Below are 25,490 nucleotides of genomic sequence, written 5' to 3'. Positions count from 1 at the left end.
GGCCGTAAAGCGTTACCGCGCCAGCTCCTTCAGCGTGTCGCCGATGCTGCCGCGGAATACCGCCGCCGCCCGGCTGTCGTACGGCGTTTCGTCGCGGTTGATCAGCACGAGCCGATTCCCGTCGAATTCCCCGACCAAGCCGGCTGCGGGATAAACGGTGAGCGAGGTGCCGCCGACGATGAGCAGGTCGGCGCCGCGCACCGCCTCGCACGCTTTCGCCCAAGTCGATCGGTCGAGCGCCTCCTCGTACAAGACGACCTCCGGCTTGACGACGCCGCCGCACGCGGAACAGCCGGGGACGACGCCTTCCAGCGCAAGCATCTCCTCCAGCGTGTAGAACGCGCCGCAATCCATGCAGCGGTTCCGATGCACGGACCCGTGCAGCTCGTACACGGTCCGGCTGCCCGCCGCTTGGTGCAATCCGTCGATGTTTTGCGTCACGACCGCCTGCAGGATCCCCTCGCGTTCGAGCTTCGCCAGCGCTTTATGCGCTTCGTTCGGCTGCGCGCCGCGGTGAATCATATACTTTTTATAAAAGTCGAAAAAAAGCGCCGTATGCTCCATGAAAAACGTGTGCGACAGCATCTTCTCCGGCGGAAATCCGCTCCCCCCGCTTGTCGCGTACAGTCCCGCCGCCGAACGAAAATCGGGTATGCCGCTTTCCGTCGACGTGCCGGCGCCGCCGAAAAAGACGGCCCGCTTGCTTTCGCGAACCCATTGTCTCACCGTATCGATCATGCTCGTGCCTCCTCGATCTTTGCCGAAACTTAAAACAAGCCCGCGCTGCGCGGCCCGCTTTTCCATTGTACCCCAACTCGCCCCCGTCTTGCCGCAAAACGAAAAGCGGGCCATGCGGCCCGCTTCGCAGCTAAAAAATATTCGATTAGTCCTCGATCGTGGACAAGTCGCCGAGCGGCAGACCCAGCTCCTTCGCCTTCAGCACGCGGCGCATGATTTTGCCCGAGCGCGTCTTCGGCAGCTTGTCGATCACTTCGATTTCGCGCGGCGCCGCGTGGGCGGCGAGTCCCGTCTTCACGTGCGCCTTCAGCTCCTCGATCAGCTCCGGCGTCTCGACGTAGCCTTCGCGCAGCGAAACGAATGCTTTGATGATCTGGCCGCGCAGCGCGTCCGGCTTGCCGATGACGCCCGCTTCGGCGACGGCCGGATGCTCGACGAGCTTGCTTTCGACCTCGAACGGCCCGACGCGCTCGCCGGACGTGTTGATGACGTCGTCGACGCGGCCTTGGAACCAGAAGTACCCGTCTTCGTCCATGTACGCGGAGTCGCCGGATACGTACCAGCCCTTCAGGCGGAAATACTCCTCGTATTTCGCCGGGTTGTTCCAGATGCGGCGCATCATGGACGGCCAGCCCGCGCGAATGGCGAGATTGCCGAGCGAATACGGCGGCAATTCGTTGCCCTCGTCGTCGATGATCGCGGCCTGGACGCCCGGAATCGGTTTGCCCATCGAGCCGGGACGGATATCCATGCAAGGCACGTTGACGATCATGTGCGCGCCCGTTTCCGTCATCCACCACGTGTCATGAATGCGCTGGTTGTATACCTTCAGCCCCCAACGGATGACTTCCGGGTTGAGCGGTTCGCCGACGGACAAAATATGCCGCACGCTGGACAAGTCGTACTTCGCCACCGCGTCGTCGCCCGCCGCCATCAGCATGCGGAACGCGGTCGGCGCGCTGTACCAAACCGTCACTTTATAGTCCTGCAGCGTCGCGTACCATTTGTCGGCCGAGAAGCGGCCGCCGCGGATCAAGTTGGTTGCCCCGTTCAGCCACGGCGCGAAAATGCCGTACGACGTTCCCGTCACCCAGCCTGGGTCGGCCGTGCACCAATAAATGTCGTCCTCGCGCAGATCGAGCACCCAATGGCCGGTAATGTACTGCTGCAGCATCGCGCCGTGCACGTGCAGCACGCCCTTCGGCTTCCCCGTCGAACCGGACGTGTAGTGCAAAATCATCGGATGCTCGAGATCGACCCATTCGATGTCGAGTTCGTCGGACGCCGCGTCGATCGCCGGCTGGTACGCCACTTCGCGATCTTCGAGATCGCCCGCCGCGTCGATGAGCACGATGTGCTTCAAATGAGGAAGACGCTCCTTCGGAATGCGCGATTTGAGCGCCGTCGTCGTGACGATGACCGAAGCTTCGGCGTCCGCCAAACGATCCTCCACCGCGGCTTCCATGAACGCTTCGAACAACGGGCCGACGATCGCGCCGATTTTGAGCGCGCCTACGATGCCGGCGTAAATTTCCGGCGTGCGCGGCATGAAGAAGAAAATGCGGTCCCCTTTCGCGACGCCGAGCGACCGGAACACGTTGCCGAACCGGTTCGAAAACTTGCGCATCTCTTCGAACGTGTAGGCGCGCGTGCCGGCGTCGTCGACGTACAGCAGCGCCGTCTTCTCCTTGCGATCGGTCAGCGTATGCTTATCGATCAATTCGTAGCCCATGTTCACGTTGCCCGTCGTATGCCAGCTGAACTCGGCATGAATGTCCTCCCAGCGGAAGGAAGCGTACGTTTGCTCGTACGACACCAAATTGGAAGGCTTGCCTGTGCTCGGAATCGATTCGTGAGTGTGCATTTCTTGCATGGTCTCCGCTCCTTTCGAATGCGCGCTTGGTAAAGTAAGCGTTTTATATGAATTATATAAGCGTTTTCAAGAAAGCGCCAGTCCCGAAATCGCCTAAATCGCTTTTCTTCCAGCCGTTCCCTCCCTTATTACCATACGATACGCGCGTTCGCGGCCGACACAGAACCGTCACATTTTACTTTTTTTTAAGATTCCTTTCAGCTTTTTTTCAGGTTTTTCCCCTACTATCGAAATCGAAAATTTTCCAAGCCAGTTCAAGGAGGGTTCCAAACGTGAGAAAGAAAAAATCGTTGACATGGATGCTGACGGGCTCGCTCCTTCTCGCCGCGCTGCTGCCCGTCGGATCCGCGAAGGCCGCCGGGGAACTGACGCTGTACGTCGCCCAGCCTTCCATCGCCGTGACGCCGGGCGAGTCGGTCACCCACAGCGTCGAATTGATCAACAACACCGACGTCATCCAAACCGCTTCGCTGTCGGTCGACGGACTGCCGGACGGCTGGACGTACGAGCTGACGAGCGGCGGCAAGAACGCCCGGCAAGTGGCCGTCAAGCCGGACGGGTCCGTCACGGCGACGCTCGACGTCGACGTGCCGCTGCAGGTCGAACGAGGCGTCTACCGGTTCACGCTCTCGGCGGGGAACGGCAATGCGCTGCCGCTTTCGATCGAAGTGACCGAGCAAGGCATCTATGAATCGGAACTGACGACGGAGACGCCGAACATCGAAGGTCATGCCGATGCTTCGTTCACCTACAGCGTGTCGCTGCGCAACCGGACGGCGGAGCAGCAAATGTACGCGCTCCGGGCCGAAACGCCGGGCGCCGGCTGGGAAGTGTCGTTCACCGTCTCAGGGGAGCGCGTCTCCTCCGTCGATGTCGACGCGGGCGCGACCGAAACGATCTCGGTCAAAGTCGATCCGCCGGAGCAAATCGAAGCCGGCACGTACACGATTCCGATCGTCGCCGAGACGAATTCCTCTAACGCGAGGCTCGAGCTGGAAACCGCCATCATCGGCAGCTACGACGTGGAGCTGACGACGCCGTCGGGTCTGCTCAGCACGGACATTACGGCCGGCCGCGAGAAGAAGCTCGAGCTGCTCGTCAAAAATACCGGCACCGTCGAGCTGCGCGACGTCAATCTCTCCTCCAGCACGCCGATCGACTGGACGGTCGAATTCGAGCCGGCGACGATCGACGCGATCCCGCCGGGCGAATCCCGTACAGTCGTGGCGACGATGACGTCGTCCGACACCGCGCTCGCCGGCGACTACGTCGTCAGCGTGACCGCGTCCGCGCCGGAAGCGTCGTCCGATGCGCAGTTCCGCGTCGCCGTGAAAACCTCCGTCATCTGGGGCTGGTTCGGCATTCTGATCATCGTCGCCGTCGCCGGCGGGCTCGCCTACCTGTTCCGGAAGTACGGGAGGCGATAAGCGATGACGGCGCGGGAACCGATCATCCGGCTGAATCACGTCACGAAGCAGTACGGCGACTACAAGGCGGTCGACGACCTGAATCTGTCGATTTATCCGGGCGAAATTTTCGGCCTGCTCGGGCCGAACGGCGCCGGCAAATCGACGACGATTCTGATGCTGCTCGGGCTGTCGGAGCCGACGTCCGGCAAGGTAAGCATCTGCGGTCTCGACTCGGTGCGCCAGTCCATCGAAGTGAAGCGCAAGGTCGGCTACCTGCCCGACGACGTCGGCTTCTACGAAGATCGGACCGGATTCGAAAATCTGATGTATACGGCGCGCCTGAACCGGCTGTCCGAATTCGAGGCGCGCGCGCGGGCGGAGCGCTGGATCGAGCGCGTCGGCCTCTCGGATGCGGCCGATAAGCCGGTCGGCGCCTATTCCCGCGGGATGCGGCAGCGCCTCGGCCTCGCCGACGTGCTGATGAAAGAGCCCGAAGTGATGATTCTCGACGAGCCGACGCTCGGCCTCGACCCGGAAGGGATGCGGCAGCTGCTGGATCTGATTCTGACGCTGTCGCGGGAGCGGCAAATGACGGTGCTGCTCTCCTCCCACCACCTCCATCAGGTGCAGTCGATTTGCGACCGGGTCGGGCTGTTCGTCAAAGGCAAGCTCGTCGGACTCGGCGGCATCGCGGAGCTGTCGCGCTCGTTGTTCGGCGAGGAGCTGATCCGCATCGAGGCGCAGGCCGATCCGGTCGACGACGAGCTGCTCGCGGACATTCGCGCCGTCGAGGGCGTCACCCGCGCGGAGGTCGAGAACGGAACGATTCTCGTCGACGCCGAGCGCGACGCGACGGCGGACATCGCCCGCGTCGTCGTCGGACGGGGCGCGGCGCTCCGGGAGCTGAAGCGCAAACATTTCGGCTTGGATGAAATTTACCACCGCTACTTCGAAGGGAGGGGCACCGCATGAGCAAACCGGTCGCCGTATGGTTCGAAACGCTCCGGGCGAAGCTCGCGGCGCCCGAACGGGACGTCACGTACCATCCGTTCTACGCGATGGTGCGCAAAGAGCTGTCCGACCATATTCATAGCTGGCGGACGAACATTTTGCTGCTGCTCGTGGGCCTTACCTGCATCGCCTCGATTTACGCGGTGCTGAACGGGCTCGACCGGAACGCGGAGCTCGAGGAATCGGTGAAGCAGTTTCTGTTCCTGAAGCTGTTCACCGCGACCGACGGCACGATTCCGTCCTTCATTACGTTCGTCGGCTTCCTCGGACCGCTGCTCGGCATCGGCATGGGCTTCGACGCGATCCAGAACGAGCGCAGCCGCGGCACGCTGAGCCGAACGCTCGCGCAGCCGGTGCCGCGCGACTATATTCTGAACGCGAAGTTCGTCGCGTCGCTCGCCATCGTCGGCACGCTGTTCGTCGCGATGGGCTTCCTCGTCATGGCGCTCGGCATTCGCGCGACGGGCATTCCGCCGACGCCGGAGCAGTTCGCCCGCATGTTTCTGTTCCTGATCGCATCCGTCGTGTACGTCGCCTTCTGGCTGAACCTCTCCATCTTGTTCTCGGTTCGGATGCGGGGCGCGGCGACGTCGGCGCTCGCGGGGCTCGGGCTGTGGATTTTCTTCGTCCTGTTCTACCCGATCCTCGTGAACGTCTTGGTCGGCGCATTGGCGCCGCAGACGGAATACGCGCAGGCGATGTGGCAGCAATGGCTCCTGCGGCTCAGTCCGAACGCGCTGTTCCAAGAGGCGACCAGCACGCTTCTCGTGCCGGAAATGCGCACGATCAGCGGTTTCCTCACGATGGAGCAGGCGGTCGGCGCGATTCCGAGCCCGCTGCCGCTCGGCCAGAGCCTCCTGCTCGTCTGGCCGCAGCTGACGGCGCTCGTCGCCGCGACGCTCATCTGCTTCGGCATTTCGTACCTCGGGTTTATGCGGCAGGAAATTCGTTCCCGGTAATCTCGTTCGCCGGGCGCCGGGCAAAGAAAAAACCTTGCTCTTCGGAGCGGCCCATGAAGCCGTTCCAAGAAGCAAGGTTTTTTTTCATGGTTTCGTTGTTCCCGCGTTCGCCGCGCCGGGCGCCGACGCAAGCCACGCCAGCAGCTTCGGCATCGCCTCGGCGGCGTCCGATTCCCCGAGCGCGTACAGCTGTCCGAGCAGCGCTTTATCCTTCTCCATTCGCCCGACGGGCAGCAGCCGCGACGGCTGCACGACGAACGCGCGCCCTTCCGCCTCGAGCCGCCGCACGAGCGCCATCGACTCGTTATATACGCGCTCCCGTCGTTCCATCGCCGCCACGAGCTGCGGAAACCGGCGATACCACCAGGAGGCGAGGCGCTTCCGCTTGAACGGCTTGATCCGATACGACCGATCCTTCGTCAGCACGACGACGATCCGGTCGCAGCCGTCCTCGAGCGCCCGCGCCGCGGGAATCGGGTCCGCGACGCCGCCGTCGAACTGCAGCCGGCCCTCCACGGGAACGGGCGGCGAGAAGAACGGCAAACTGCTGGACGCCTTCAACACGCTCGCGAACGACTCGCGGTCGCGGGACCAAACGTCGTTCGCGTAATATGCCGGTTTTCCCGTCTCCGGGTCGGTCGTGCCGACGACGAACGTTTCGGTTATGGCGAACAGCGCGTCGAAGTCGAGCGGGTCGAGCTCGTTCGGAATGCGATGAAAGATGAAGTCCATGCCGAACATGCTGCCGCGAAGCAGCCAATTGCGGAAGCTGAGGTAATCCGGCCGATCGACGTAGTCGATCGTCACCCGCCGGTTCCTCCCCTTCTGCCTTGTTAAATACGACACCGCGTTGCAGGCGCCCGCCGATACGCCGATAACGTACGGGGCGAAGAACGACGCCTCCATGAACGTCTCCAGCACGCCGCCCGTATAGACGCCGCGCATGCCGCCGCCTTCCAATACCAGTCCGATCTTCTCCGCCATCCGCGGCACCCCGCATGTTTGTTTTCTCTATTGGAAATGACTGATTCCGTACGCGTTATTCGATCGTCAGCGTCTCCCCCGGCTTCAGCGGATAACCGTCGATGCCGCGTTCCGCGAGCCTCGCCGCGAACGCCGCGCCGTCCTGCCGAATCATCGGGAACGTATCGTAATGCAGCGGGATCACTCGCTTCGCGCCGATCCACGCCGCCGCATCCAGCGCGTCGTCCGGCCCCATCGTGAAGTGGTCCCCGATCGGCAGCGCGGCGACGTCGATCCGGTGCCGCTCCCCGATCAGCTTCAGGTCCGAGAACAGCGCCGTGTCGCCCGTATGGTACAGCGTCTTGCCGCCGATCGTCAGCAGCGCGCCGCAAGCGGGACCGGCGTACAGCACCTGGTCGCCGTCTTCGTACGACGAGCTGTGGAGAGCCGGCGTCAGCTTCACTCGGATACCGTCCCACTCGTACGTGCCGCCGAGGTTCATGCCGACCGTCTGCACCCCTTTGCGCGCCAAGATGCCCGCCAGCTCGACCGCGGCCACGATGCGGCAGCCGCATTCCGCCGCGATTTTCGCCGCGTCGGACGCGTGATCGCCGTGTCCGTGCGTCAGCACGACGCCGTCCACCTTGAGCTGCTCGGCCCGCATCGCCGCCATCGGGTTGCCGGTAAGGAACGGATCGATCGCGACGCGTTTGCCGCCTGCTTCCACCAGCAGTCCGGAATGTCCCAGAAAAGTAATTCGCATAAAGCATCCTCCTTTTCAAGCGCTTGTCTCTTCCTACGATATCATAAACTGGCCGCGTTTTGAAAAATGGAGGCTGCCAGACGCCGGACGTTCGCTTACAATATTAAGGTACGAACTTAGACTGCAACGACAAAGCGAGGGATTCGGCAGCATGTTCATCCAGACGGAGCGCGCGACGCTGATCGTGCACTATTATCGGTTCGACGAAACGTACGGCGGTTGGAACGCGTGGGCATGGCCGGAAGGCCGGGAAGGCGCTTCGTTCCCGTTCGAGGAACGGGACGATTTCGGAGCGACGGCGCATTGCCGTTTGGAGCATATGTCGGGCGTCACGCGCATCGGTTTGCTGCTGCGGCGTTCGACCGCGGAAGAGCTTTGGGCCGAGCGGGAATTCGACGACCGGTACGTGGAAGAGGTCGACGAGCGAGGCGTCGCCGAAGTGTGGATCGTCGAGGGCGACGAGCGTATGTATACGCGGGCGGAGCGGGCGCTCGCTTACGCGCGGCGGCGGCGGCGCATCGTCGAGGCCATGATGACGTCGCCGCATGCGGTGGACGTGCGGCTCAATCGGCTGCCGGACGGCATGGACGAGGCGGCAGCCGCGGCGGCGCTGGACGTCCGCCGCGCCGCCTGCGGCCGCCTGATTCCGCTGCGCGGCGTCGTTCCCCTGGGCGCGCGGACGTTCCGCGCCCTCACGGCCGAGCCACTCGACGTCGGCGAACGGTACGCCGTCCGCCTGCCGGGCGTGCCGGAAGCGGCCGTATCGCTGCGCGGCATGTTCGACTCGCCCGAGTTCGAGCGGCGCTTCGTCTACGACGGCGACGATTTGGGCGCGGCGTACGCCCCCGAGGCGACGTCGTTCCGGCTGTGGGCGCCGACCGCCGAACGGGCGAGTCTGGTCATCTACCGCGCGGCCGACGCGGCGGCGGGCGAAGAGCGCCCGATGGAGCCGTCGGCGAACGGCACATGGACGATCCGGCTCGAAGGGGACTGCCACTCGCTCTTCTATACATATAAAGTGTGGATCGACGACGAATGGCGCGAAGCCGTCGACCCGTACGCCCGTGCCGTGTCGGCGAACGGCCGGCTCGGCGCCGTCGTCGATCCGGCGCGCGCCGAGCCGGACGGCTGGGCGGCGGACGTCCGGCCGCCCTTCGGAGCGCCGACCGACGCCGTCCTCTACGAGCTGCACGTGCGAGACGCCACGGTGCATCCGGACAGCGGCGCCGCGCGGCCCGGAACGTACGCCGGCCTCGCCGAAGGCGGGACGCGCACGCCGGACGGTTTCGCGACCGGCCTCGACTACGTCACGTCGCTCGGCGTCACGCACGTGCAGCTGCTGCCGGTCGCCGACTTCGTCTCCGTCGACGAGACGGATCCGGCACGGGCCTACAATTGGGGGTACGACCCCGCCCATTGGTTCGCGCCGGAGGGCTCTTACGCGACGGATCCGTATGATCCGGCCGTCCGCCTTCGCGAGCTGAAGGCGCTCGTCGCCGCCTTCCACCGCCGCGGCATCCGAGTGTCGCTCGACGTCGTGTACAACCACCAATTTTCGCTGCTCCGCTCGTCGCTCGAGCGGCTCGTCCCCGGCTATTACTTCCGCTTCCGGCCGGACGGGACGCCGGCGAACGGCACCGGCGTCGGCAACGACACCGCGTCGGAGCGCGCGATGATGCGCAAGCTCATCGTCGATTGCGTCGCCTATTGGGCGGAATCGTACCATGTCGACGGCTTCCGGTTCGATCTGATGGGCATTCATGACGTCGAGACGATGCGGGCCGTGCGCGAGAGGCTCGACCGGATCGACCCGACGATTCTGGTATACGGCGAGGGCTGGGTGCTCGACACCCCGCTGCCCGAGGAGCGGAAGGCGTCGCTGCCGAACGCCCGGGCCGTCCCCCGCGTCGGCTTCTTCCACGACCGGTTCCGGGACGGCATTCGCGGCGGCGTCTTCTACGCGGAGGAGCGCGGCTTCGTCAGCGGCGAAGGCGCGCGGGCGCATGACGTCTGGATCGGGATCGTCGGCGGCATCGAGTACGGCCGCGGCATCGACGGCCATGCGCTCGAGCCCGAACAGACGATCAATTACGCCGAGGTGCACGACAATCATACGCTGTGGGATAAACTCGTGAGCTCCAACGCGGACGACGACGAATCGGCGCGTCGCGCGATGCAGCGCCTCGCGGCGTCGGTGCTCTTCACCTCGCAGGGGATCCCGCTGCTGCACGCCGGGCAAGAATGGTTCCGCACGAAGGGCGGCGAGCACAACAGCTACCGATCGCCCGACGCCGTCAACCGGCTCGATTGGCGGCGAGCCGAACGGTTCCGAGGCGACGTCGACTACGTCCGCGGGCTGATCGCCCTGCGCCGCGCGCACGCGGCGTTCCGTCTGCCGACCGCGGAGCTCGTGCGAACCTCGCTTCGCATCGTCGACACGCCGCCGTACGTCATCGCGTACACGCTGTCGCCGCCGAGCGGCGACAATCGCCTGTACTTCGTCGCCCATAACGCGGGACGGTGCGCTGCGGCGCTGCCGCTGCCCGACGCCGGAGCGTGGAGCGTCCTATGCGACGGCGAGCGGGCGTCGGCAGAACCGATCGACTCGTTCGAAGGGGCCGAAGCCGTCGTCCCCCCGCTCGCCAGCGTCGTCCTCGTCCTTGCGCGGGAGTAAAGCGTATCGCCCCCTAACAACGAAAAAACCGACCCCGGAGTGTCTGCTCCGGGGTCGGCCGCGTTGGCTACGGCAAATTTTTCTCGATCCGGTTCAAGTTCGGCGGGTACTCCTTCGCCTTTTCGGGCTTCAGCGTCACCGCTTCCTCCGCGAACTCGGACATGTTTTGTTGATCGTCGTAGCTTTTGCTCGCGCGCTTGCGCTGCGTCGGAAGATCCGGTCGTTCTTTCATCGCGGATGAACTCCTCTCTCGTTATCGACGTTGTTCGGCGAGCTGCCGCTGCGCCAGCTTGACGAGCTCGCGCACCATCAGGCCGCCGATGACGCCGCCGACCTTCCCCGCCGACTCCGTATCCAAATCCCCGTTATACCCGCGCCGGAGCGGGACGCCCAGCGACTGCGCGACATTGAATTTCGCCTCCGCAGGACGAGCCGGGTCGACTTCGTATCCTTCCTTGCGGAGCACTTCGGTTCGGAATGCCGCCAGCTCCCGCCGGGACTCCGGAACGAGCAGGCGGTTGCGGTTGTTTCTGCGCGCCATCGGCGTGTCACCTCCGTTCGTTTCGACTTTAGTATGACCCGTGCGGGGACATATAAAAATCGACGCAATCGGGGAAATTATGGCGAGAGGGACAAGCAAGAAAGGATGACCCGCCATAACCTGCCATCGGATCCGAATGTCGTTCCTCGCGATCCTCTTTTGGACGCTTGCGCCGCTCGCGGCGTTCGCTCTGCCGGCTCCTGCAGCGGCGGCCCCCGTCGAGGACGACATCCATCTTGTCATCAGCAAATCGAAGCATGTGCTCGTCGTTTACGTCAACGATACGCCGCAATACTGGTTTCCTGTGGCGACAGGCAAGGGCGCCTTAACGCCGGAAGGCGAGTTTGCGATCGCCAACAAAATCATGAACCCATGGTATTTGCGCAGCAACATCCCCGGCGGCGACAAACGCAACCCGTTCGGCACCCGCTGGCTCGGCCTCGCAGTGCCGAATACCGGCGGCTACCGCTACGGCATTCACGGCACGAATCGTCCGTACTCGATCGGCCACAGCGTCTCGTCCGGCTGCATCCGTATGCTGAACAAAGACGTGGAGTGGCTGTACCGCCACATCCCGATCGGGACGAAGGTAACCATTCGGAATTGAAACGGGCCGCCTCGAACGGGCGGCCCTCGCTTCGCTGCGTATCAAACGTGCGAAAACTTGCTGTATTTTTGTTTATAAAGCGATTCTAGTCCCTTCGACACGAAATAAAACCCTACGATCAGCGTCACGTAGAACGCCAGCGGCACGAACAAAATCCATTGATACACATAAATGCCGTTCCGCGCCGCGCCGATCAAACCGGCCCACTCGTTCGTTCGGCTCAAATATTCGACCGGGTCGACCGTCATCGTCGTGCCGCCGACGAACAAATTGAAAATCGCCAGCTGCCCGAACAAATTTAACGTCATGATGATTTCGTTCACGAACAAAATCAAGAAGCTTTCCTTCAAGTGCGGAAACAAATGGCGTCCGATCATGCGGGAGTGCCCGACGCCGAGCGATCGGGAGGCGAGCACGAACTGCCGCTCCCGGATTTCCGCCGTTTTTTCCTTCACCGTGGCGACGACGCTCGGAATGCCGATCACGAGGAACACGACCGCCATAATCATGGATAGCGCCGCCGGAGATACGGCGGGATTGATCGAGATGCCGTACAGAATGAAAAACACGATTAAAAATAAAGGGATGCCGTTCAATACGTCCAAATAGCCGTTGCCGGAAGGTTTCTTCGCGGCCTCCTTGCCGAAGTAGCCGAGGAACAAGCCGATGACGCCGCCGAGCGCCACTCTGGCGAACGCGATGCCGAGCGCAAGGAAAATCGTATATTTGGCGCCGTGTAAAATTTTCGTCAGTAAATCGTAGCCGTTGCGGTCGGTGCCGAGCGGGTATAACGCCCCCGGCGGCACCGGCGGCGCGATCAGATCGGCCTCGCCTTTTTCGTTGATATAAAATTTGATTTCCGCTTGATGTTCGAGGTCGTACGGCGCCAATCGCGGACCGACGAGACCGATCGCGATCATCATCGCCGTAATCATAAGTCCGGCTAGCAGCGTTTTGTTCATCGGGCCACCGCCTTTTTCCAACCGTATAAATACAGTCGCATGATCGCGTACAGCAGGGCGTATAGGACAAGCAGCGTCAAAATGCCGTTCACGACAAGATCGTATTGATAGCCCTGCGCCCCGAACGCGTCCGAGAACAGCAGCTTCGTGATCCCGTACATATTGTAGAAATACTCGACAATAAACAAGTTGCCGATCATAAGACCCATAAATTTATGCAAATCCGCTTTCACGAATGGAAGCACGTTCGGCAGCGCATGGAAAAACAAGATGTACGCTTTCCCGAGCCCGCGGGCCTTCGCGCTGGCGATATAATCTTCGGTGAGCGACAGACGCATTTGGAGCGCTACGTTACGAATCATATATAAGGATGGAATGATGATCATCGAAAGCAGCGGCAGCACGACGGCAGGCTCCTCCCCGCTCGAAACGTTCGCCACCTTGAAGACGACGATGCCGGTGCGTTTCGCGATTTCAACGATCGCGAACTGCAGCAGCAAAATGATGATGAAATCCGGGAGAACGCCTGTAATTTCGACGATCCGCTTCCACCATTCGCTGCGGGAGGCGGCGAAGCCGATGCCGAACAAGATGCCGATGGTCGTGCCGATCAACGCACCGGCGCTAATATACAAGAACGATACCTGAAAGTAACTGCCGATATGCGTCCAAAATGCATACTCGGAAAGCCCTGTGTAGAACGCAAACGAGTCCCCGGTGCCGATCCCGTGAAAGTAGTTTCGAATCTGGACCCACATGGACGACCAACGGAATTCGATCGACCCCGAATCCGGCCCGTTCCTCGACATTTGAAAGACGACCGGCGCCGCCGCAATCGCGAACACGAACAAAAGCACGCCAGGAAGCGCCAATATTTTTCTTACTGCATTCAACGCGCCGCTCTCCCTTCCATCCTATGACAGTATTGAGAAATTTTTTTCGTCTCGTAGACAAATAATAGTATAGCCGCTAACTTTTTGTTTTCAAGTCACGAAAGTCATAATTTGTGTCATAAATTCGCGCCAAATCGAAGCTACGGCGGTTGAACGAGAGCAAATGAACCTCCGGCAGACATTAAGGGCCGTTTCGCGACGATGCCGACGAAGGGCCGGGAAATCCCCCGCCTTACGTCCTTTGCAAAACATTTACATTTCGCTATAATGAAAACATTGTTCATTCATCGTGCGTGAAAAAGATAAAAAGGGGTGATGTCACGATGAAGCGATGGTCGTCCGCCGTCATGAATCCATTTGCGGCCGTAACCTTCTTGCTGACGCTGAAGTATTACGGGCTGCAATATTTTTTATTTCGCAATGTCAATCCTTGGGATTGTTTGGTCGTCGCTCTGCCGTCTTTGCTGCTGTTCACCGTTCCCGTCGAATTGGCGTTCAAAGACGAACGGAATAAGCGTACCGCGTACTTGCTGCTGAACGCCGTCCTGTCGGCTGCGATGGTGTCCGTCATCGTCTATTTCCGCCAATTCGGCATCGTCGTTACGTATCATGCGTTCATGCAGGCGCACCAGGTGCTCGACGTCAGCGACAGCATTTTGGACCTGCTTCAGCCGCTTTACGTGCTGTATTTTATGGATATTATCGTCTTCTTTCTTCTTCGCTGCTTTCGCCGAACGCCGTTCGCGAACGCTCCGCGGCCGAACCGCAAAATTCTCGCGCCGCTGTTCGGCGCTTCCGCAACGGTACTGGCCGCTTACAGCATCCTATACGGCAACTTGCTGAACGAGCTGAAGCAGGCCGAGCGCATGGGGCTTGTCGCTTACGAGGTGCATACCGTGCTGACGGGCGTGACCGAAGCGCGCGCCGCCGCGAACGCCGAACCGATTACGGCCGACGCGGTCCGCTCCGTGAAAAATATAACGATTCCGACGGAACCGTTCGGCTTCGGCGCGGCCGAAGGCCGCAACGTCGTCGTCGTGCAGCTCGAATCGTTCCAAAATTTCTTGGTCGGCCTCAGCGTCGACGGCCGGGAAATCACCCCCGTACTGAACGATCTCGTTCGGGAAAGTTACTACTTCTCGAACGTGTACCAATCGATCGGGCAGGGCAACACGTCCGACGCCGAATTTATCGTTAATACCGGATTCTACCCGCCTGCGCAGCAGGCCGCTTCGCAGGCGTACGGCAGCAAGCTGCTGCCGAGCCTCCCTCGCATCCTTAAAGAACGCGGGTATGCGACCGTAACGCTGCACACGAACGACGTGGCGTTCTGGAATCGAGTGCAGCTGTACCCGGCGCTCGGCTTCGACCGGCATTACGACAAAGCGTACTTCGGCGAAGAGGACATCATCGCGTTCGGCGCGTCCGACGAGGTGCTGTACGACAAAACGATTCCGGTGCTGCGGGAGCTTCGGGATTCGGGCAAACCGTTCTACGCGCACGTCGTCGCGCAAAGCTCGCATCATCCGTTCATTCCTCCCGAAGGCAAAGAAATGCTCCCGCTGCCGGAGGAATGGGAAGGCACCGATATCGGCAATTATTTGAAGATGACGAATTATTCCGACCATGCGCTCGGCTTGTTCATCGAACGTCTGAAGGAAGAAGGACTATGGGAGAATACGATGCTTGTCGTGTACGGCGACCATTTCGGCGTCTCCTCTCACTCGCTCGCCGCGGTGGACCGCGAGCTGCTGGAGAAGACCCTCGGTCACGAATACGACGCCCGCACCGTGCATAACATCCCGTTCTTGATCGCGATTCCCGGAGTCACCGACGAGGGCGCCGTCTTCGATCGGCTCGGCGGGCAGGTCGACTTCATGGCGACGATGAGCAATTTGCTCGGCGTAAAGCTGAACGCCCACATTCAATTCGGTCAAGATTTGTTGAACTCGTCCCACAACATCCTGGGCAGCCGGTTTTATTTGCCGACCGGATCGTTCTTTAACGACAAAATCATGTACATCTCGGGCGAAACGTTCGGCGAAGGCACGGTCATCCCGCTGTCGGCGGGCGATCCCGCGCTCGAGGCGGACCCGCTGCTGTACAAGGACGATTTCGTTCGCATCATGAGGCTGCTGCAGATGAACGACGCCTTCGTCGAATCGCTACCCGACCGGCATTAACCGAAACGAACGGCCCTGCGTCTATCCCGAGACGCCAGGGCCGTTTGCCGTTTTATCGAAACCACTCTCTGAGCTCGTCCAGTTTATAAAAGGTTCCCCGCCAGTACACGCCCTTCCGGATATGCGCCAAAGCGATCGAGCGGATCATCACCCATACGAACAGATAGACCGACACCGGCAGCGCCGCGGCGGTCAGTCCCCGATCCAGCGCGAGCCGGCGCGCGTGGAGCGCGTAGACGGCCGCAAACAGCGCCGCGGCGGCGGCGTACAGTCCGAACGCGGGACCGCGGGCCCACAGAAGCGCCGTCAGCGGCAGGGCGCAGCACAGCAGCTGCAAGCCGGCTCCGGCCCCCGCCAGCGGAAGCCGGAACGAGAAGCCGGAGTACAAGTTTTTTTCGAGTCCAAGAATCGCCGCCCGAAGCGACGGATACCATTCTACGGCGATCCGCTTCGCGCCGAGCGCGACGCGCTGGCGGCAGCCCGCCTGCTTCACGAGCATGCCGAGCCGCAAATCGTCGTCCGGGCGCATCGACAGCGCGCGATGCGTACCGATCCGCTCGTACGTCTCTCTGCGAATCAGATTGAAAGCGCCGACCCCCATGCCGGTTTTCTTCTGGCGATCGTCGTTCCCGAGCCACGGCGGCAGCCAGAGGCAAATGCTGAATAGAACGTACTGCACGAACCCCCGCAGCCAGAAGCCCCGGGCTTCCATCTTCGGCAGCAGCGTTACATGATCTGCTTTCTGGGCGATCGCGTAAGCGACCGCGTCGCGGATCGCATCCTCGTCGAATCGGACGTCCGCGTCGGTAAACAGCAAATAAGTGCCCCTCGCCTGCAGGCTGCCTTGATACAGCGCATGATTTTTGCCGAGCCACCCCTTCGGCAGCTGCGTTATATGCACTGCGGTGAGCCGCGGATGCTCCGAACGAAGGGCGTCGACCCACCGCTTGATGTCGTCGATTTTGGCGCCGGTCGCGTCGTTCGACCGGTCGTTCACCGCGATAATCTCGAGCCGCGGATACGTCTGCCGCAGGAGCCGCCGAATCGTCTCCTCTATATGGTCTTGCTCCTCCTTCGCCGCTACGACGACCGAGACGAGCGGCGGTTTCTCCGGCAGCGGCAGTCCGGACGGCAGCTCCCGCAGCGCGGCCAAGCCGAGCCAGGCGCGGACGAGCGCGAAGCCCCAGACGATGCAGAGCGCGAACGCGAGGGCGATGTCGAGCATATCAAATCTCTTCCTCTCGGTAGAATAGATTGGAAACGCGCCCCGCGCCGAATGGGCGGCGCCGGTTCGGGGAAGCGTAAAGACACCCAAATCGAAAGGAGATGCCGACCATGACATCCAATTCGCGAAAAACGAAAGATTCTTCGAAAACCGAACGCCGCGGCGACGAACGGATGAACGAGCGAATGGACGAAATCGCTCACGCCATGAAGCATACGTTCACCGGAGCCGGCACCGAGCAAGGGCGCGTCGGGAAGTAATCAATACTCGGCGGCCGCGCCCGAGCCGTCGACGACGCGTATGCGTTCGAACCCGAATTCGGGGGCGAACGCCAGCTTCTTCCCCATCTTCCGTTCGTATTTCCGAAGATCATAACCTTCTACATGGACCTCGAAACAGCCGTCCGCGCCCGCGGCGGCAATCCGTACGGCCGCCTCCTGCCGATGCTCGTAATCGAGCGCGTCGGCCAACCGCAGCAGCACCGCGAGACGCCCCGTCGCCTCCCGTTCCTTCCCCCGAAACCGGTGTTCGTCGAGCAACTTCCGCTTGCGATGATTGCGAACGAGCCAAGCGGCCGCCTCGCGCGTTCGATCGTCCAGCGCTTTCAACGCCGCGTCGTGCATCAGCAAATACGCGCCGTGCGCATGATGCTCCTCCTCGTCGATATAATGGCCGATATCGTGCGCGAACGCCGCGAAGGCGAGCAGCGAACGGCTCGATTCGCTTACCCATCCGCACTCCCGCGCGCCGTCGAACAACCGCATCGCGAGCCGCTCGACATGCTTCGCATGGTCCGGTTTGAGGCCGTATTTGTCCAGCAGCGCGATCCCCAGCGCCTCCGCCTCTTCCATCGTAAGCATTTCCATCCCGCCCCGCGTTTTGATATATTGAAGCTAATCCTAATATTATCTAAATCTTCTATTGAAGCAAAGGAGCATGCCCTATGTCTACGCCTTCCGAACTGCCTTCCGTAGAACAGCACCGCCAAGAAGCCCCTTCCTCCGTGCGGTGTATGGTCGTCACCGTGTCCGACACGCGGACGCCGGACACCGACAAAAGCGGCGCCTTGATGCGCGAGCTGCTGGAGCAAGGCGGATACCAAATCGTTCGGTACGAAATCGTGAAAGACGAGTACGATCAAATTCGCGAGATGATTCGGGAAGCCGCGCAGGATTCGAACGTAGAAGCGATTTTGTTCAACGGCGGAACGGGCATCGCTCCTCGGGATACGACCTACGAGGCGGTGCGGGATTCGTTGGATAAGGAGATGCCGGGCTTCGGGGAAATTTTCCGGTATTTAAGCTTTGCGGAGGATATCGGACCTGCGGCGATCTTAAGCCGCGCCGTCGCCGGCGTCGTCGGCACGACGGCCGTCTTCTCGACGCCGGGGTCCAGCGGGGCGGTCAAGCTCGCGATGACGCGAATCATCGTGCCCGAGCTTCGCCATGTGATGCGGGAGATATATAAGAAATCTTAAGCTTATTGGATGCGGCGGACCCAGAAGCCCCCTTTGAAAAACTTCGGTTCATACGAGACGATGAACGCTTTGGGAGAGAGCTCCTGCAGCTGCGCCATCAACCGGCTCTCGTTGCTGCGTTTGACGAGCACCTGCATCATGAGACGCTTGCCGTCCTTGCCGTCGGCAGTCCATGACGTGACGCCGTAGCCGAGGGCTCGCAGCCGGACGGGCAGCTCCGTTTCGAGCGAATCGACGATCACCTGCAATTGGGAGTAGCCGAGCGCAAGACGCTCCTCGATGCGGCCGCCGAAATACACGCCGAGGCCGTAACCGAGACAATACGCCGCGACGTTCCAAGGATTGTTCAAGCTGTCCAGCACGATCGTAAGCCCCATCAGGTAGATGAATACTTCGAATACAGAAAGGACAGAGGCCAAGGCCTTCTGTCCTTTGATCGTTAAGATCATGCGCAGCGTAAACATCGACACGTATACAACGTTAATGGCGACGATGATTCCGGCAAACGTCACTGCCCACCACATGAAATGCACTCAATCCCTTGTCGCGATATAGTCGGGCCGCGGCTTGCTTGCCGCGAACGGCGTCGTCAGCTTGTTCTCGACGCTGTTGAATACGAAGAACGCATTGCTTCGCGGGTACGGGGTAATGTTGCTGTTCGAGCCGTGCATGATGTTGCAGTCGAAGAAGACGACCGAGCCCGCCTTCCCCGCAGGCTGTTCGATGCGGCTTTGGTTCACGAGCCAGGTCAGGCTTTCCTCGTCCGGCACGCCGATCTCCTGACGCCGGAGCGAATTTTCGTAATTGTTTTCCGGCGTCTCGCCGACGCAGGCGACGAAATGGCGGTGCGAGCCCGGGATGACCATCAGCGGTCCGTTGAACGGATAGTTGTCGCTGAGCGCGATCGAGCACGACAGCGCCCGCATGCGCGGCATGCCGTCCTCCGTATGCCATGTTTCGAAGTCCGAATGCCACTGGAATTCCTTCCCTTTGAACCCCGGCTTGAAATTGATGCGCGACTGATGCACGTACACGTCGCTGCCGAGAATCTGCCTCGCGGCGTTCACGAGCTTCGGATGCTCGGACAGCGCCTTGAATACGGCGTTGTCCCGGTGGACGGCGAAGATCGAACGCACTTCGTCGCCGTCCGGCTCGAGAATCACTTCCGGACGGCGTTCCCCGCGGCTCCCCTCCAACAGCCGTCGCAGCTCCGCTTGCAGCGCCTCTGTCTCCTCCGGCGTGAAAAACTGCTCCGCGAACAAGTAGCCGTCCCGCTCGTAAGCGGCCAAGTCGTCCTTCCCGAGCGGGCCTTCGAAGTCGTTCGGATATACGACCGGGTCTTTCCGCTCCAAAATGCGCGGCTGCGCCTCTACGCGGGACGGGTACAAATCAAGCACGGTTTCGTTCGTCTTCATTGTCCATTTTCCCCTTTCCGTAGCAAATTATGTGACTTACGTGGTGAGCAGCGGGTACGCGCCGTCCTCATCATGCGTCTCGCGGCCCGTGCACGGCGGATTGAACACGCAAACGACGCGCAAATCCCGCTTAACGTCCAACCGATGCCGATCGTGTTTGTCGAGCAGATACATCGTACCCGGTACGATCTCGTACGTCCGCCCGGTTTCTTTGTCCGTCAGCGTCGCTTCGCCTTCAATGCAGTACACCGCTTCGATATGATGCTTATACCACATGTCGGTCGACGTCCCGGCGTACAGCACCGTATCGTGCAGGGAGAATCCGACGCCGTCGTCGTTCAGGATGAGGCGGCGGCTCTCCCACGTCTCCGCCTTCACGTCGCGGTCGGTGCCGCGGATGTCCTTCAAGTTGCGAACGATCACGATTTCACAGCCCCTTTCCGTTTTCGTACGGCCGCCGCTACCGCTTCTTCGATGCGCGAGAAGCCTTCGCGGAACCCGTCGTCATCCATAATGAGCGGCGGCAGCAGCTTAAACACTTCATCGCTCGGTCCGGACGTCTCCATGATGACGCCGCGCGCGAACGCTTCCTTGCAAATGTCGGAGGCGAGCTCCGCTTCCTCGCAGGCGATGCCTTGGATCATGCCCCGGCCGCGCAGCTTGCCGCCAAGCTGCGGATAACGGTCGATCAACCCGGCGAGGAACGAACGGATCCGTTCGCTCTTGCGCGCCGTCGCCTTCTCGAACGCGCCGTCGCTCCAAAACTGGCGCAGCGCGGCGGCGGCCGTGACGAACGCCAAATTGTTGCCGCGGAACGTACCGTTATGCTCCCCCGGCGACCAGCAGTCGAGCTCGGGCTTCATGAGCGTGAGCGCGAGCGGCAGACCGTAGCCGCCGATCGATTTCGACAGCGTCACGATGTCCGGGCGAATGCCGGCGGACTCGAAGCTGAAGAATGCGCCGGTGCGGCCGCAGCCGACTTGAATGTCGTCGACGATGAGCAGTATGCCGTACCCGCGGCAAATCGCCTCGAGACCGCGCAGCCATTCGTCGGACGCCGCGTTGAGTCCGCCCTCGCCCTGCACCGTCTCCACGATCACCGCCGCGGGTAGCTCCATGCCGCTGCCTCCGTCCGCAAGGTAACGGTCGAGATAATCGAGCGTATTGACGTCCTGGCCGAAATAGCCGTCGAACGGCATCGACACCGCATGCGTGAGCGGCACCCCGGCGCCGCCGCGTTTGAAGCCGTTGCCCGTAACGCTCAGCGCGCCCAGCGTCATGCCGTGGAAGCCGTTCGTAAAGCTGACGACCGTTTGACGTCCCGTCACCTTCCGCGCCAGCTTCAGCGCCGCTTCCACCGCATTCGTCCCCGTCGGTCCCGGGAACATGACTTTGTAGTCCATGCGCCGTGGCTTCAAAATCACGTCTTCGAACGCTTCGAGCAGTTCCTTTTTCGCGGCCGTCGCCATGTCCAAGCTATGCGCGATGCCGTCTTCTTGAATGTATTGGATCAACCGCTTTTTCAGCGCCGGATGATTATGACCGTAATTCAGCGCTCCGGCCCCTGCGAAAAAGTCGAGATATGTCTTTCCTTCGGCGTTTTGCAGCGTATACCCGCTCGCTTTCGTGAACAGCGTCGGAAAGCCGCGGCAGTAGCTGCGCACTTCCGATTCGCGTCTTTCGAACGTCGTAAGCTCCGATTCCGTTTGCGCCAACAGTTCCATGGCCATGGTTGGATCTCCTCCCAAGGTTTAAGGTAGTAAGGGGCCGATGCGATACAGCGGCTCCTCCTCGTGCGATGCATTCGGAAACCATTCCTGCCGAAATCCCGGCAGCCGCCGCATCTCCGCGCGGCGGTCGCGCGCGAACGCTCGAAACAGCGCGAGCGACGCCGCGTTAGACGGCGAGATCGTCGCCTCGACGTAACGGATGTCTTGATGTTCGGGGCGCGAGAGCACATGCTCGAGCAGCTCGCGGCCGAGACCGCGCCCCCGCGCCTCCGCGGCGACCCCGATTTGCCAAACGAACCACGTATCCGGCCGCTCCGGCGGGCGAAACCCCGTTACGAAGCCGATCGGCTTCCCGTTCTCCTCCGCCAAAGCGCAGGCGGAGCCGAAATATTCGCCGAGCAGCATATAGCAGTAAGCGGAATTCGGGTCGAGCGAGCCCGACTCGCGCACGATGTTCCAGGCAGCCGCGCCGTCCTCCGCCCGCATGCGCCGGAGCGTCCAACGCGCCGCATCCGCGCGCGCCGATGCCGCCGGCCTCGTCATGCCGTCCCCTCTTCCCGCTCCAAGCCCCGGAATCGGGCAAGGAACGTTTGCAGCCGCTCGCTCTCCGGACGGTCGAATATTTGCTCCGGCGGCCCCTGCTCGACGATGTTGCCTTCGTCGAAGAAGACGACGCGATCGGCGACGTCGCGAGCGAACGCCATTTCGTGCGTGATGAGCAGCATCGCCATGTCGCCTTCCGCAGCGATTTCGGCGATGACGCGCAGCACCTCCCCGACGAGCTCCGGGTCGAGCGCCGACGTCGGTTCGTCGAACAGCATCACCTTCGGCCGCATGACGAGCGCCCGGGCGATGGCGACTCGCTGCTTCTGCCCGCCGGACAGCTGCGACGGATACGCGTCGGCCTTATCTAGCAGGCCGACCTTCTCAAGCATTTCAAGCGCTCTCGCCTTCGCCTCCGCTTTCGGAAGACCGAGCACGTGGATCGGCGCCTCCGTACAGTTGCGAAGAATCGTCATATGCGGGAACAGGTTGAAGTGCTGGAACACCATGCCGATATTCCCGCGCACCCGCTGCAGATGCTTTTCGCTCGCCCGAACGAGCGCGCCGCCGCGCCGTTCGTGCCAGAGCAGCTCGCCGTCGACCTCGATCGTGCCGTCCGTCGGCTCCTCCAAGGTCATGAGCAGCCGCGCGATCGTCGTTTTGCCCGAACCGCTCGGGCCGATGACCGCTACTTTCTCCCCCGGGTAAATGTCGAGATCGATGCCGCGCAGGACGTGCAGATCGCCGAACTTTTTGTGTACGCCGCGGTATTTTACGATCGGCTCCGCGCCATTCCCCGGCGCTTGCGTCTGCGTCTCGGAAGCGGCGGACGGATGCAGCTTCTCCATGTTCGCGATCACGGGTCGTTCACCTCCGGTTCCATTTCAAATCCAATCGATGAATCAAATACGACGCCGGCAAGCTGATCAACAAAAAGATCGCGCCGGCCATGGTGTACGCTTCGATATATCGGAAATTCGCCGAGCCGTACATTTTCGCCTGAAGCAGCATTTCCGGCAGCGCGATGACGATCAAAATCGGCGTTTCCTTAAACATCGTAATGAAGTAGTTCCCTAACACAGGAATGACCGGCGGAACGGCTTGCGGCAGCACGATGTTCCGCCACGTCTTCCATTTCGAAAAATTGAGCGCCCGGGCCGCTTCCCATTGCCCGCGCGGGATGTTGTCGATGCCGGCGCGGTACACTTCCGACAAGTACGTCCCGTAATGCAGCCCGAGCGTGACGATGCCCGCCGCGAAGCTGCCCAGCATGATCCCCCAAGACGGGAGCACGTTGTAAATGAAGAAAGCCTGAACAAGCAGCGGCGTACAACGGATGAAGTCGATGAACGCGCCGCTGACCGCGCGCACGATGCGGATCGACGATCTGCGCAGCAGGGCGAACAGCAGGCCGACGAGCATCGCGACGAAAAATCCGACGAACGTCGCCGCCACCGTCATGCGCGCGCCGTCGAGCAGCAGCGGCAGCACTTCGACGACGGATTCCCAGCTCCATTTCTGCGACATCGTTCCTTACCTCCCCGCCGTCGCTCTGCGCTCGTACCAGCGAACGAACCGCAGCAGCGGGTATGCGATGGCGAAATACAGCAGCAGGAGCACGATATAAATTTCTTCCGTCCGGTACAGCGTGTTGTTCAGCACGTTCGCCCGGAACGTCATATCCGCGATCGTAATCAGCGAGACGAGCGAAGTCGATTTCAGCAGCTCGATCAGCAGGTTGCCGAACGACGGAAGCATCATCGGAAACGCTTGCGGCAGTACAATGAAGCGGAGACGCTGCAGCGGCGTAAAGTTAAGGGCGATCGACGCCTCCGTCTGCCCTTTGGGCACCGCCTGGACCGCGCTGCGGACCACTTCCGAGCCGTACGCGCCGTAATTGAGCCCGATCGCCAACATCCCCGCCAGGAACGGCGGCATGCTGCGAACGTCGAACAAAATCGGGAACGCGTAGAAAAACCAAAACATTTGCACGAGCAGAGACGAACCGCGGAACGTTTCGACATAGGCGGTCGTGAACCACCGGAGCGCGCGGTTTTTGGACAGGCGGCTGAGTCCCGCGAGAAAGCTCACCACGAACGCGACCACGGCGGACGACACCAAGATTTGGATCGTGACGATCGCTCCGCTCGCGAACAGCGGCAGCAGGTCGAACGGGGCGGGCAGCATAGCGGCTACGTTACGCTCCGCACAGCTGTTCGGCCGTCACGTCGCCCGGGAGCTCCGTTTCCGTAAAGCCGAACTCGGTTAAAATTTCCAACAGCTTGCCGCTGTCCTTCAGCTTCTGCAGCCCTTCGTTGAACGCCGCGCGGAAATCCTCGTCCTCGATGCGGAACGCGGTCGCGCCGTAGCCCCATACCTCTTTCCCGTCCACGACCGGCTGCTTGAAGTCCGCTACTCGTTCGATCCCTTGCGCTTGATCGGAATTCAGGAACGCTTGCAGGGACGGCCCGGTCATCGTCACCGCGTCGACGCGGCCGGCGTTGAACTCGGCGATGACCGCAGGCTGATCGTTCAGGATGACGATTTGGTCGTCCGCGACGCCGGCCGCTTTCATGTAATCGATCTCGACGGCGCCGACCATGACGCCGACCTTGACGCTCGGATCCGCGGCGATGTCTTCGTAGCTATGTAAGTTTTTCGGATTGCCCGTCTTCACGCCGAGCGCTTCCCCGACGCGGTATTCCGGATCGGCGAACGCGACTGATTTGCAGCGGTCCGGATTGATGAACATGCCGGCCGTGACGGCGTCGAACTGCTTCGCCTGAAGGCCCGAAATCAACGAGCCGAAATCGACGAGCTTTCCTTCCATTTCGTCGATCCCCATCTCTTGGAAAATCGCGCGGGCGACTTCGACCGCTTCACCCGTCAGCTGGCCGTCGGGCGTTTCGTATGCGTACGGGTTTTCGTTCGCGAAGCCGACGACGATTTTCCCTTCCGCCTTCGCTCGCTCAAGCGCCGATTGCTCTCCCGCCCCGGTCGTTTGGCCGCAGGCCGAAACGATGGATGCGATCAAGACGAATACCCCCGCGATCGCGATTATTCCTGACTTCCGCCTTCGAGTTGTCATATGTATCCCTCCTTATTCATATTTTATAAATCCGACTTATGGATTAACTCCGTGAAATACCTGAGTCAGATTTATAAACAATACTTATGACACCTCATATGGTACCATAGTATGCCAGGTCGCTCACCCTTGCTGAGGCGGCCTGAGGACCGCTCAGAGAGGCTCACCCGGGCTCTCCGGCGATTACCCTGCCGATCCTCCCTTTTCCTCCCACATCCTCCCATATCCGGTCGGGAACGCCACGGGGTCCGGTATCGAAGCAGAAAAAGAAAACAAGCTTCCCTTGGTCGGGAAGTGGTATTATCCCCTCATGGTAGACAGTGAAAAAAGAGTCCATGGTATCATGGATGAAACACTGTTGACCGGAGGGGATTTTTCTATGCCGCCAAAGAAAGGGCAAAAGTTCACCCAGTATCCTGAAGAGACCAAGGCTGAA

The 25,490-nt window shown here is 61.3% G+C and carries 27 protein-coding genes; 8 read left to right on the top strand and 19 right to left on the bottom strand.

Going from position 1 to position 25,490, the window contains the following annotated elements:
* Positions 1–12 precede the first annotated feature (12 nt).
* Together VE009_RS22365 and acsA are read right to left on the bottom strand one after the other, a co-directional pair.
* Complete coding sequence (locus VE009_RS22365) at positions 13–738, bottom strand: NAD-dependent protein deacylase (protein ID WP_325011522.1); 726 nt, start codon at positions 736–738, stop codon at positions 13–15.
* 145 nt (positions 739–883) lie between these two features.
* Positions 884–2,611, bottom strand: a complete 1,728-nt coding sequence (gene acsA / locus VE009_RS22360) for an acetate--CoA ligase (RefSeq protein ID WP_414694922.1) — start codon at positions 2,609–2,611, stop codon at positions 884–886.
* 272 nt (positions 2,612–2,883) lie between these two features.
* Here acsA and VE009_RS22355 point away from each other — a divergent pair, with 272 nt between their 5' ends.
* From VE009_RS22355 to VE009_RS22345, 3 genes are read left to right on the top strand one after another with little or no spacing between them, the layout of a single operon-like run.
* Positions 2,884–4,038, top strand: coding sequence for an NEW3 domain-containing protein (locus VE009_RS22355; protein ID WP_325011521.1), 1,155 nt, complete (start codon positions 2,884–2,886; stop codon positions 4,036–4,038).
* A 3-nt stretch (positions 4,039–4,041) separates the two neighbouring features.
* The gene (locus VE009_RS22350; protein ID WP_325011520.1) at positions 4,042–4,992 is read left to right on the top strand and encodes an ABC transporter ATP-binding protein; all 951 of its coding nucleotides are present in this window, start codon (positions 4,042–4,044) and stop codon (positions 4,990–4,992) included.
* The gene (locus VE009_RS22345) at positions 4,989–5,990 is read left to right on the top strand and encodes an ABC transporter permease (protein WP_325011519.1); all 1,002 of its coding nucleotides are present in this window, start codon (positions 4,989–4,991) and stop codon (positions 5,988–5,990) included. Before VE009_RS22350 ends, VE009_RS22345 begins: the two co-directional genes overlap by 4 nt.
* A gap of 84 nt (positions 5,991–6,074) precedes the next feature.
* On the opposite strand, the gene VE009_RS22340 is transcribed toward VE009_RS22345, so the two are convergent.
* Both VE009_RS22340 and VE009_RS22335 read right to left on the bottom strand, forming a co-directional pair.
* Complete coding sequence (locus VE009_RS22340) at positions 6,075–6,974, bottom strand: patatin family protein (protein WP_325011518.1); 900 nt, start codon at positions 6,972–6,974, stop codon at positions 6,075–6,077.
* 55 nt (positions 6,975–7,029) lie between these two features.
* Positions 7,030–7,716, bottom strand: a complete 687-nt coding sequence (locus VE009_RS22335) for a metal-dependent hydrolase (protein WP_325011517.1) — start codon at positions 7,714–7,716, stop codon at positions 7,030–7,032.
* Positions 7,717–7,867: 151 nt separating this feature from the next.
* Between VE009_RS22335 and pulA the strand changes: the two genes are divergently transcribed.
* Positions 7,868–10,390, top strand: coding sequence for a type I pullulanase (pulA, locus tag VE009_RS22330; RefSeq protein WP_325011516.1), 2,523 nt, complete (start codon positions 7,868–7,870; stop codon positions 10,388–10,390).
* A gap of 67 nt (positions 10,391–10,457) precedes the next feature.
* Here pulA and VE009_RS22325 read toward each other — a convergent pair whose 3' ends face one another.
* The gene (locus tag VE009_RS22325) at positions 10,458–10,622 is read right to left on the bottom strand and encodes a hypothetical protein (protein ID WP_325011515.1); all 165 of its coding nucleotides are present in this window, start codon (positions 10,620–10,622) and stop codon (positions 10,458–10,460) included.
* Positions 10,623–10,643: 21 nt separating this feature from the next.
* Positions 10,644–10,931, bottom strand: coding sequence for an alpha/beta-type small acid-soluble spore protein (locus VE009_RS22320; protein ID WP_325011514.1), 288 nt, complete (start codon positions 10,929–10,931; stop codon positions 10,644–10,646).
* Between the two features lie 136 nt (positions 10,932–11,067).
* Here VE009_RS22320 and VE009_RS22315 point away from each other — a divergent pair, with 136 nt between their 5' ends.
* Entirely contained in the window at positions 11,068–11,538 is a 471-nt protein-coding gene (locus tag VE009_RS22315; protein WP_325011513.1) for a L,D-transpeptidase, read from the top strand.
* A gap of 41 nt (positions 11,539–11,579) precedes the next feature.
* On the opposite strand, the gene VE009_RS22310 is transcribed toward VE009_RS22315, so the two are convergent.
* Positions 11,580–12,500 carry an ABC transporter permease gene (locus VE009_RS22310; protein WP_325011512.1) on the bottom strand — a complete coding sequence of 307 codons (921 nt, stop codon included), beginning with the start codon at positions 12,498–12,500 and terminating at the stop codon, positions 11,580–11,582.
* Positions 12,497–13,393 carry an ABC transporter permease subunit gene (locus VE009_RS22305; protein WP_325011511.1) on the bottom strand — a complete coding sequence of 299 codons (897 nt, stop codon included), beginning with the start codon at positions 13,391–13,393 and terminating at the stop codon, positions 12,497–12,499. Before VE009_RS22305 ends, VE009_RS22310 begins: the two co-directional genes overlap by 4 nt.
* A 323-nt stretch (positions 13,394–13,716) precedes the next feature.
* Here VE009_RS22305 and VE009_RS22300 point away from each other — a divergent pair, with 323 nt between their 5' ends.
* On the top strand, positions 13,717–15,576 hold the full coding sequence (locus tag VE009_RS22300; RefSeq protein ID WP_325011509.1) for an LTA synthase family protein: 1,860 nt from the start codon (positions 13,717–13,719) through the stop codon (positions 15,574–15,576).
* A 52-nt stretch (positions 15,577–15,628) separates the two neighbouring features.
* On the opposite strand, the gene VE009_RS22295 is transcribed toward VE009_RS22300, so the two are convergent.
* Positions 15,629–16,801: a glycosyltransferase family 2 protein gene (locus VE009_RS22295; RefSeq protein ID WP_325011508.1), complete on the bottom strand. Its 1,173-nt coding sequence runs from the start codon at positions 16,799–16,801 to the stop codon at positions 15,629–15,631.
* Between the two features lie 110 nt (positions 16,802–16,911).
* On the opposite strand from VE009_RS22295, the gene VE009_RS22290 reads away from it, so the two are divergent.
* A complete protein-coding gene (locus tag VE009_RS22290; protein ID WP_325011507.1) occupies positions 16,912–17,061 on the top strand; it encodes a hypothetical protein in 150 nt (49 codons plus the stop codon).
* On the opposite strand, the gene VE009_RS22285 is transcribed toward VE009_RS22290, so the two are convergent.
* A complete protein-coding gene (locus VE009_RS22285) occupies positions 17,062–17,661 on the bottom strand; it encodes an HD domain-containing protein (RefSeq protein WP_325011506.1) in 600 nt (199 codons plus the stop codon).
* An 83-nt stretch (positions 17,662–17,744) separates the two neighbouring features.
* On the opposite strand from VE009_RS22285, the gene VE009_RS22280 reads away from it, so the two are divergent.
* Positions 17,745–18,278, top strand: coding sequence for a MogA/MoaB family molybdenum cofactor biosynthesis protein (locus tag VE009_RS22280; protein ID WP_325011505.1), 534 nt, complete (start codon positions 17,745–17,747; stop codon positions 18,276–18,278).
* Between the two features lie 2 nt (positions 18,279–18,280).
* Here the strand turns inward: VE009_RS22280 and VE009_RS22275 are convergent, their stop codons facing one another.
* From VE009_RS22275 to ehuB, 9 genes are read right to left on the bottom strand one after another with little or no spacing between them, the layout of a single operon-like run.
* Positions 18,281–18,802: a DUF2179 domain-containing protein gene (locus VE009_RS22275; protein ID WP_325011504.1), complete on the bottom strand. Its 522-nt coding sequence runs from the start codon at positions 18,800–18,802 to the stop codon at positions 18,281–18,283.
* A gap of 9 nt (positions 18,803–18,811) precedes the next feature.
* Positions 18,812–19,693: an ectoine hydroxylase gene (thpD, locus tag VE009_RS22270; RefSeq protein WP_325011503.1), complete on the bottom strand. Its 882-nt coding sequence runs from the start codon at positions 19,691–19,693 to the stop codon at positions 18,812–18,814.
* A 36-nt stretch (positions 19,694–19,729) separates the two neighbouring features.
* On the bottom strand, positions 19,730–20,116 hold the full coding sequence (locus VE009_RS22265; RefSeq protein ID WP_325011502.1) for an ectoine synthase: 387 nt from the start codon (positions 20,114–20,116) through the stop codon (positions 19,730–19,732).
* A complete protein-coding gene (ectB, locus tag VE009_RS22260) occupies positions 20,113–21,417 on the bottom strand; it encodes a diaminobutyrate--2-oxoglutarate transaminase (protein ID WP_325012133.1) in 1,305 nt (434 codons plus the stop codon). The genes VE009_RS22265 and ectB overlap by 4 nt, the downstream gene beginning before the upstream one ends.
* A 27-nt stretch (positions 21,418–21,444) precedes the next feature.
* Complete coding sequence (gene ectA / locus VE009_RS22255; protein WP_325011501.1) at positions 21,445–21,966, bottom strand: diaminobutyrate acetyltransferase; 522 nt, start codon at positions 21,964–21,966, stop codon at positions 21,445–21,447.
* Positions 21,963–22,814, bottom strand: a complete 852-nt coding sequence (ehuA, locus tag VE009_RS22250; RefSeq protein ID WP_325012131.1) for an ectoine/hydroxyectoine ABC transporter ATP-binding protein EhuA — start codon at positions 22,812–22,814, stop codon at positions 21,963–21,965. The genes ectA and ehuA overlap by 4 nt, the downstream gene beginning before the upstream one ends.
* A 19-nt stretch (positions 22,815–22,833) precedes the next feature.
* A complete protein-coding gene (gene ehuD, locus VE009_RS22245; protein WP_325011500.1) occupies positions 22,834–23,493 on the bottom strand; it encodes an ectoine/hydroxyectoine ABC transporter permease subunit EhuD in 660 nt (219 codons plus the stop codon).
* Positions 23,494–23,499: 6 nt separating this feature from the next.
* A complete protein-coding gene (gene ehuC / locus VE009_RS22240) occupies positions 23,500–24,153 on the bottom strand; it encodes an ectoine/hydroxyectoine ABC transporter permease subunit EhuC (RefSeq protein ID WP_325011499.1) in 654 nt (217 codons plus the stop codon).
* A 10-nt stretch (positions 24,154–24,163) separates the two neighbouring features.
* Positions 24,164–25,054: an ectoine/hydroxyectoine ABC transporter substrate-binding protein EhuB gene (ehuB, locus tag VE009_RS22235; RefSeq protein WP_325011498.1), complete on the bottom strand. Its 891-nt coding sequence runs from the start codon at positions 25,052–25,054 to the stop codon at positions 24,164–24,166.
* Between the last annotated feature and the right edge of the window lie 436 nt (positions 25,055–25,490).

Source organism: Paenibacillus sp. (assembly GCF_035645195.1).
Classification (GTDB): domain Bacteria; phylum Bacillota; class Bacilli; order Paenibacillales; family YIM-B00363; genus Paenibacillus_AE.
This window is presented reverse-complemented; position numbering and strand designations above follow the sequence as displayed.

Bases quoted from the DNA above. Each gene is read 5' to 3' on its own strand.
- VE009_RS22365 (WP_325011522.1), bottom strand. From the start codon at position 738: ATGATCGATACGGTGAGACAATGGGTTCGCGAAAGCAAGCGGGCCGTC.
- acsA (WP_414694922.1), bottom strand. From the start codon at position 2,611: ATGCAAGAAATGCACACTCACGAATCGATTCCGAGCACAGGCAAGCCT.
- VE009_RS22350 (WP_325011520.1), top strand. From the start codon at position 4,042: ATGACGGCGCGGGAACCGATCATCCGGCTGAATCACGTCACGAAGCAG.
- VE009_RS22345 (WP_325011519.1), top strand. From the start codon at position 4,989: ATGAGCAAACCGGTCGCCGTATGGTTCGAAACGCTCCGGGCGAAGCTC.
- VE009_RS22340 (WP_325011518.1), bottom strand. From the start codon at position 6,974: ATGGCGGAGAAGATCGGACTGGTATTGGAAGGCGGCGGCATGCGCGGC.
- VE009_RS22335 (WP_325011517.1), bottom strand. From the start codon at position 7,716: ATGCGAATTACTTTTCTGGGACATTCCGGACTGCTGGTGGAAGCAGGC.
- pulA (WP_325011516.1), top strand. From the start codon at position 7,868: ATGTTCATCCAGACGGAGCGCGCGACGCTGATCGTGCACTATTATCGG.
- VE009_RS22325 (WP_325011515.1), bottom strand. From the start codon at position 10,622: ATGAAAGAACGACCGGATCTTCCGACGCAGCGCAAGCGCGCGAGCAAA.
- VE009_RS22320 (WP_325011514.1), bottom strand. From the start codon at position 10,931: ATGGCGCGCAGAAACAACCGCAACCGCCTGCTCGTTCCGGAGTCCCGG.
- VE009_RS22315 (WP_325011513.1), top strand. From the start codon at position 11,068: ATGTCGTTCCTCGCGATCCTCTTTTGGACGCTTGCGCCGCTCGCGGCG.
- VE009_RS22310 (WP_325011512.1), bottom strand. From the start codon at position 12,500: ATGAACAAAACGCTGCTAGCCGGACTTATGATTACGGCGATGATGATC.
- VE009_RS22300 (WP_325011509.1), top strand. From the start codon at position 13,717: ATGAAGCGATGGTCGTCCGCCGTCATGAATCCATTTGCGGCCGTAACC.
- VE009_RS22295 (WP_325011508.1), bottom strand. From the start codon at position 16,801: ATGCTCGACATCGCCCTCGCGTTCGCGCTCTGCATCGTCTGGGGCTTC.
- VE009_RS22290 (WP_325011507.1), top strand. From the start codon at position 16,912: ATGACATCCAATTCGCGAAAAACGAAAGATTCTTCGAAAACCGAACGC.
- VE009_RS22285 (WP_325011506.1), bottom strand. From the start codon at position 17,661: ATGCTTACGATGGAAGAGGCGGAGGCGCTGGGGATCGCGCTGCTGGAC.
- VE009_RS22280 (WP_325011505.1), top strand. From the start codon at position 17,745: ATGTCTACGCCTTCCGAACTGCCTTCCGTAGAACAGCACCGCCAAGAA.
- VE009_RS22275 (WP_325011504.1), bottom strand. From the start codon at position 18,802: ATGTGGTGGGCAGTGACGTTTGCCGGAATCATCGTCGCCATTAACGTT.
- thpD (WP_325011503.1), bottom strand. From the start codon at position 19,693: ATGAAGACGAACGAAACCGTGCTTGATTTGTACCCGTCCCGCGTAGAG.
- ectB (WP_325012133.1), bottom strand. From the start codon at position 21,417: ATGGAACTGTTGGCGCAAACGGAATCGGAGCTTACGACGTTCGAAAGA.
- ectA (WP_325011501.1), bottom strand. From the start codon at position 21,966: ATGACGAGGCCGGCGGCATCGGCGCGCGCGGATGCGGCGCGTTGGACG.
- ehuA (WP_325012131.1), bottom strand. From the start codon at position 22,814: ATGGAGAAGCTGCATCCGTCCGCCGCTTCCGAGACGCAGACGCAAGCG.
- ehuD (WP_325011500.1), bottom strand. From the start codon at position 23,493: ATGTCGCAGAAATGGAGCTGGGAATCCGTCGTCGAAGTGCTGCCGCTG.
- ehuC (WP_325011499.1), bottom strand. From the start codon at position 24,153: ATGCTGCCCGCCCCGTTCGACCTGCTGCCGCTGTTCGCGAGCGGAGCG.
- ehuB (WP_325011498.1), bottom strand. From the start codon at position 25,054: ATGACAACTCGAAGGCGGAAGTCAGGAATAATCGCGATCGCGGGGGTA.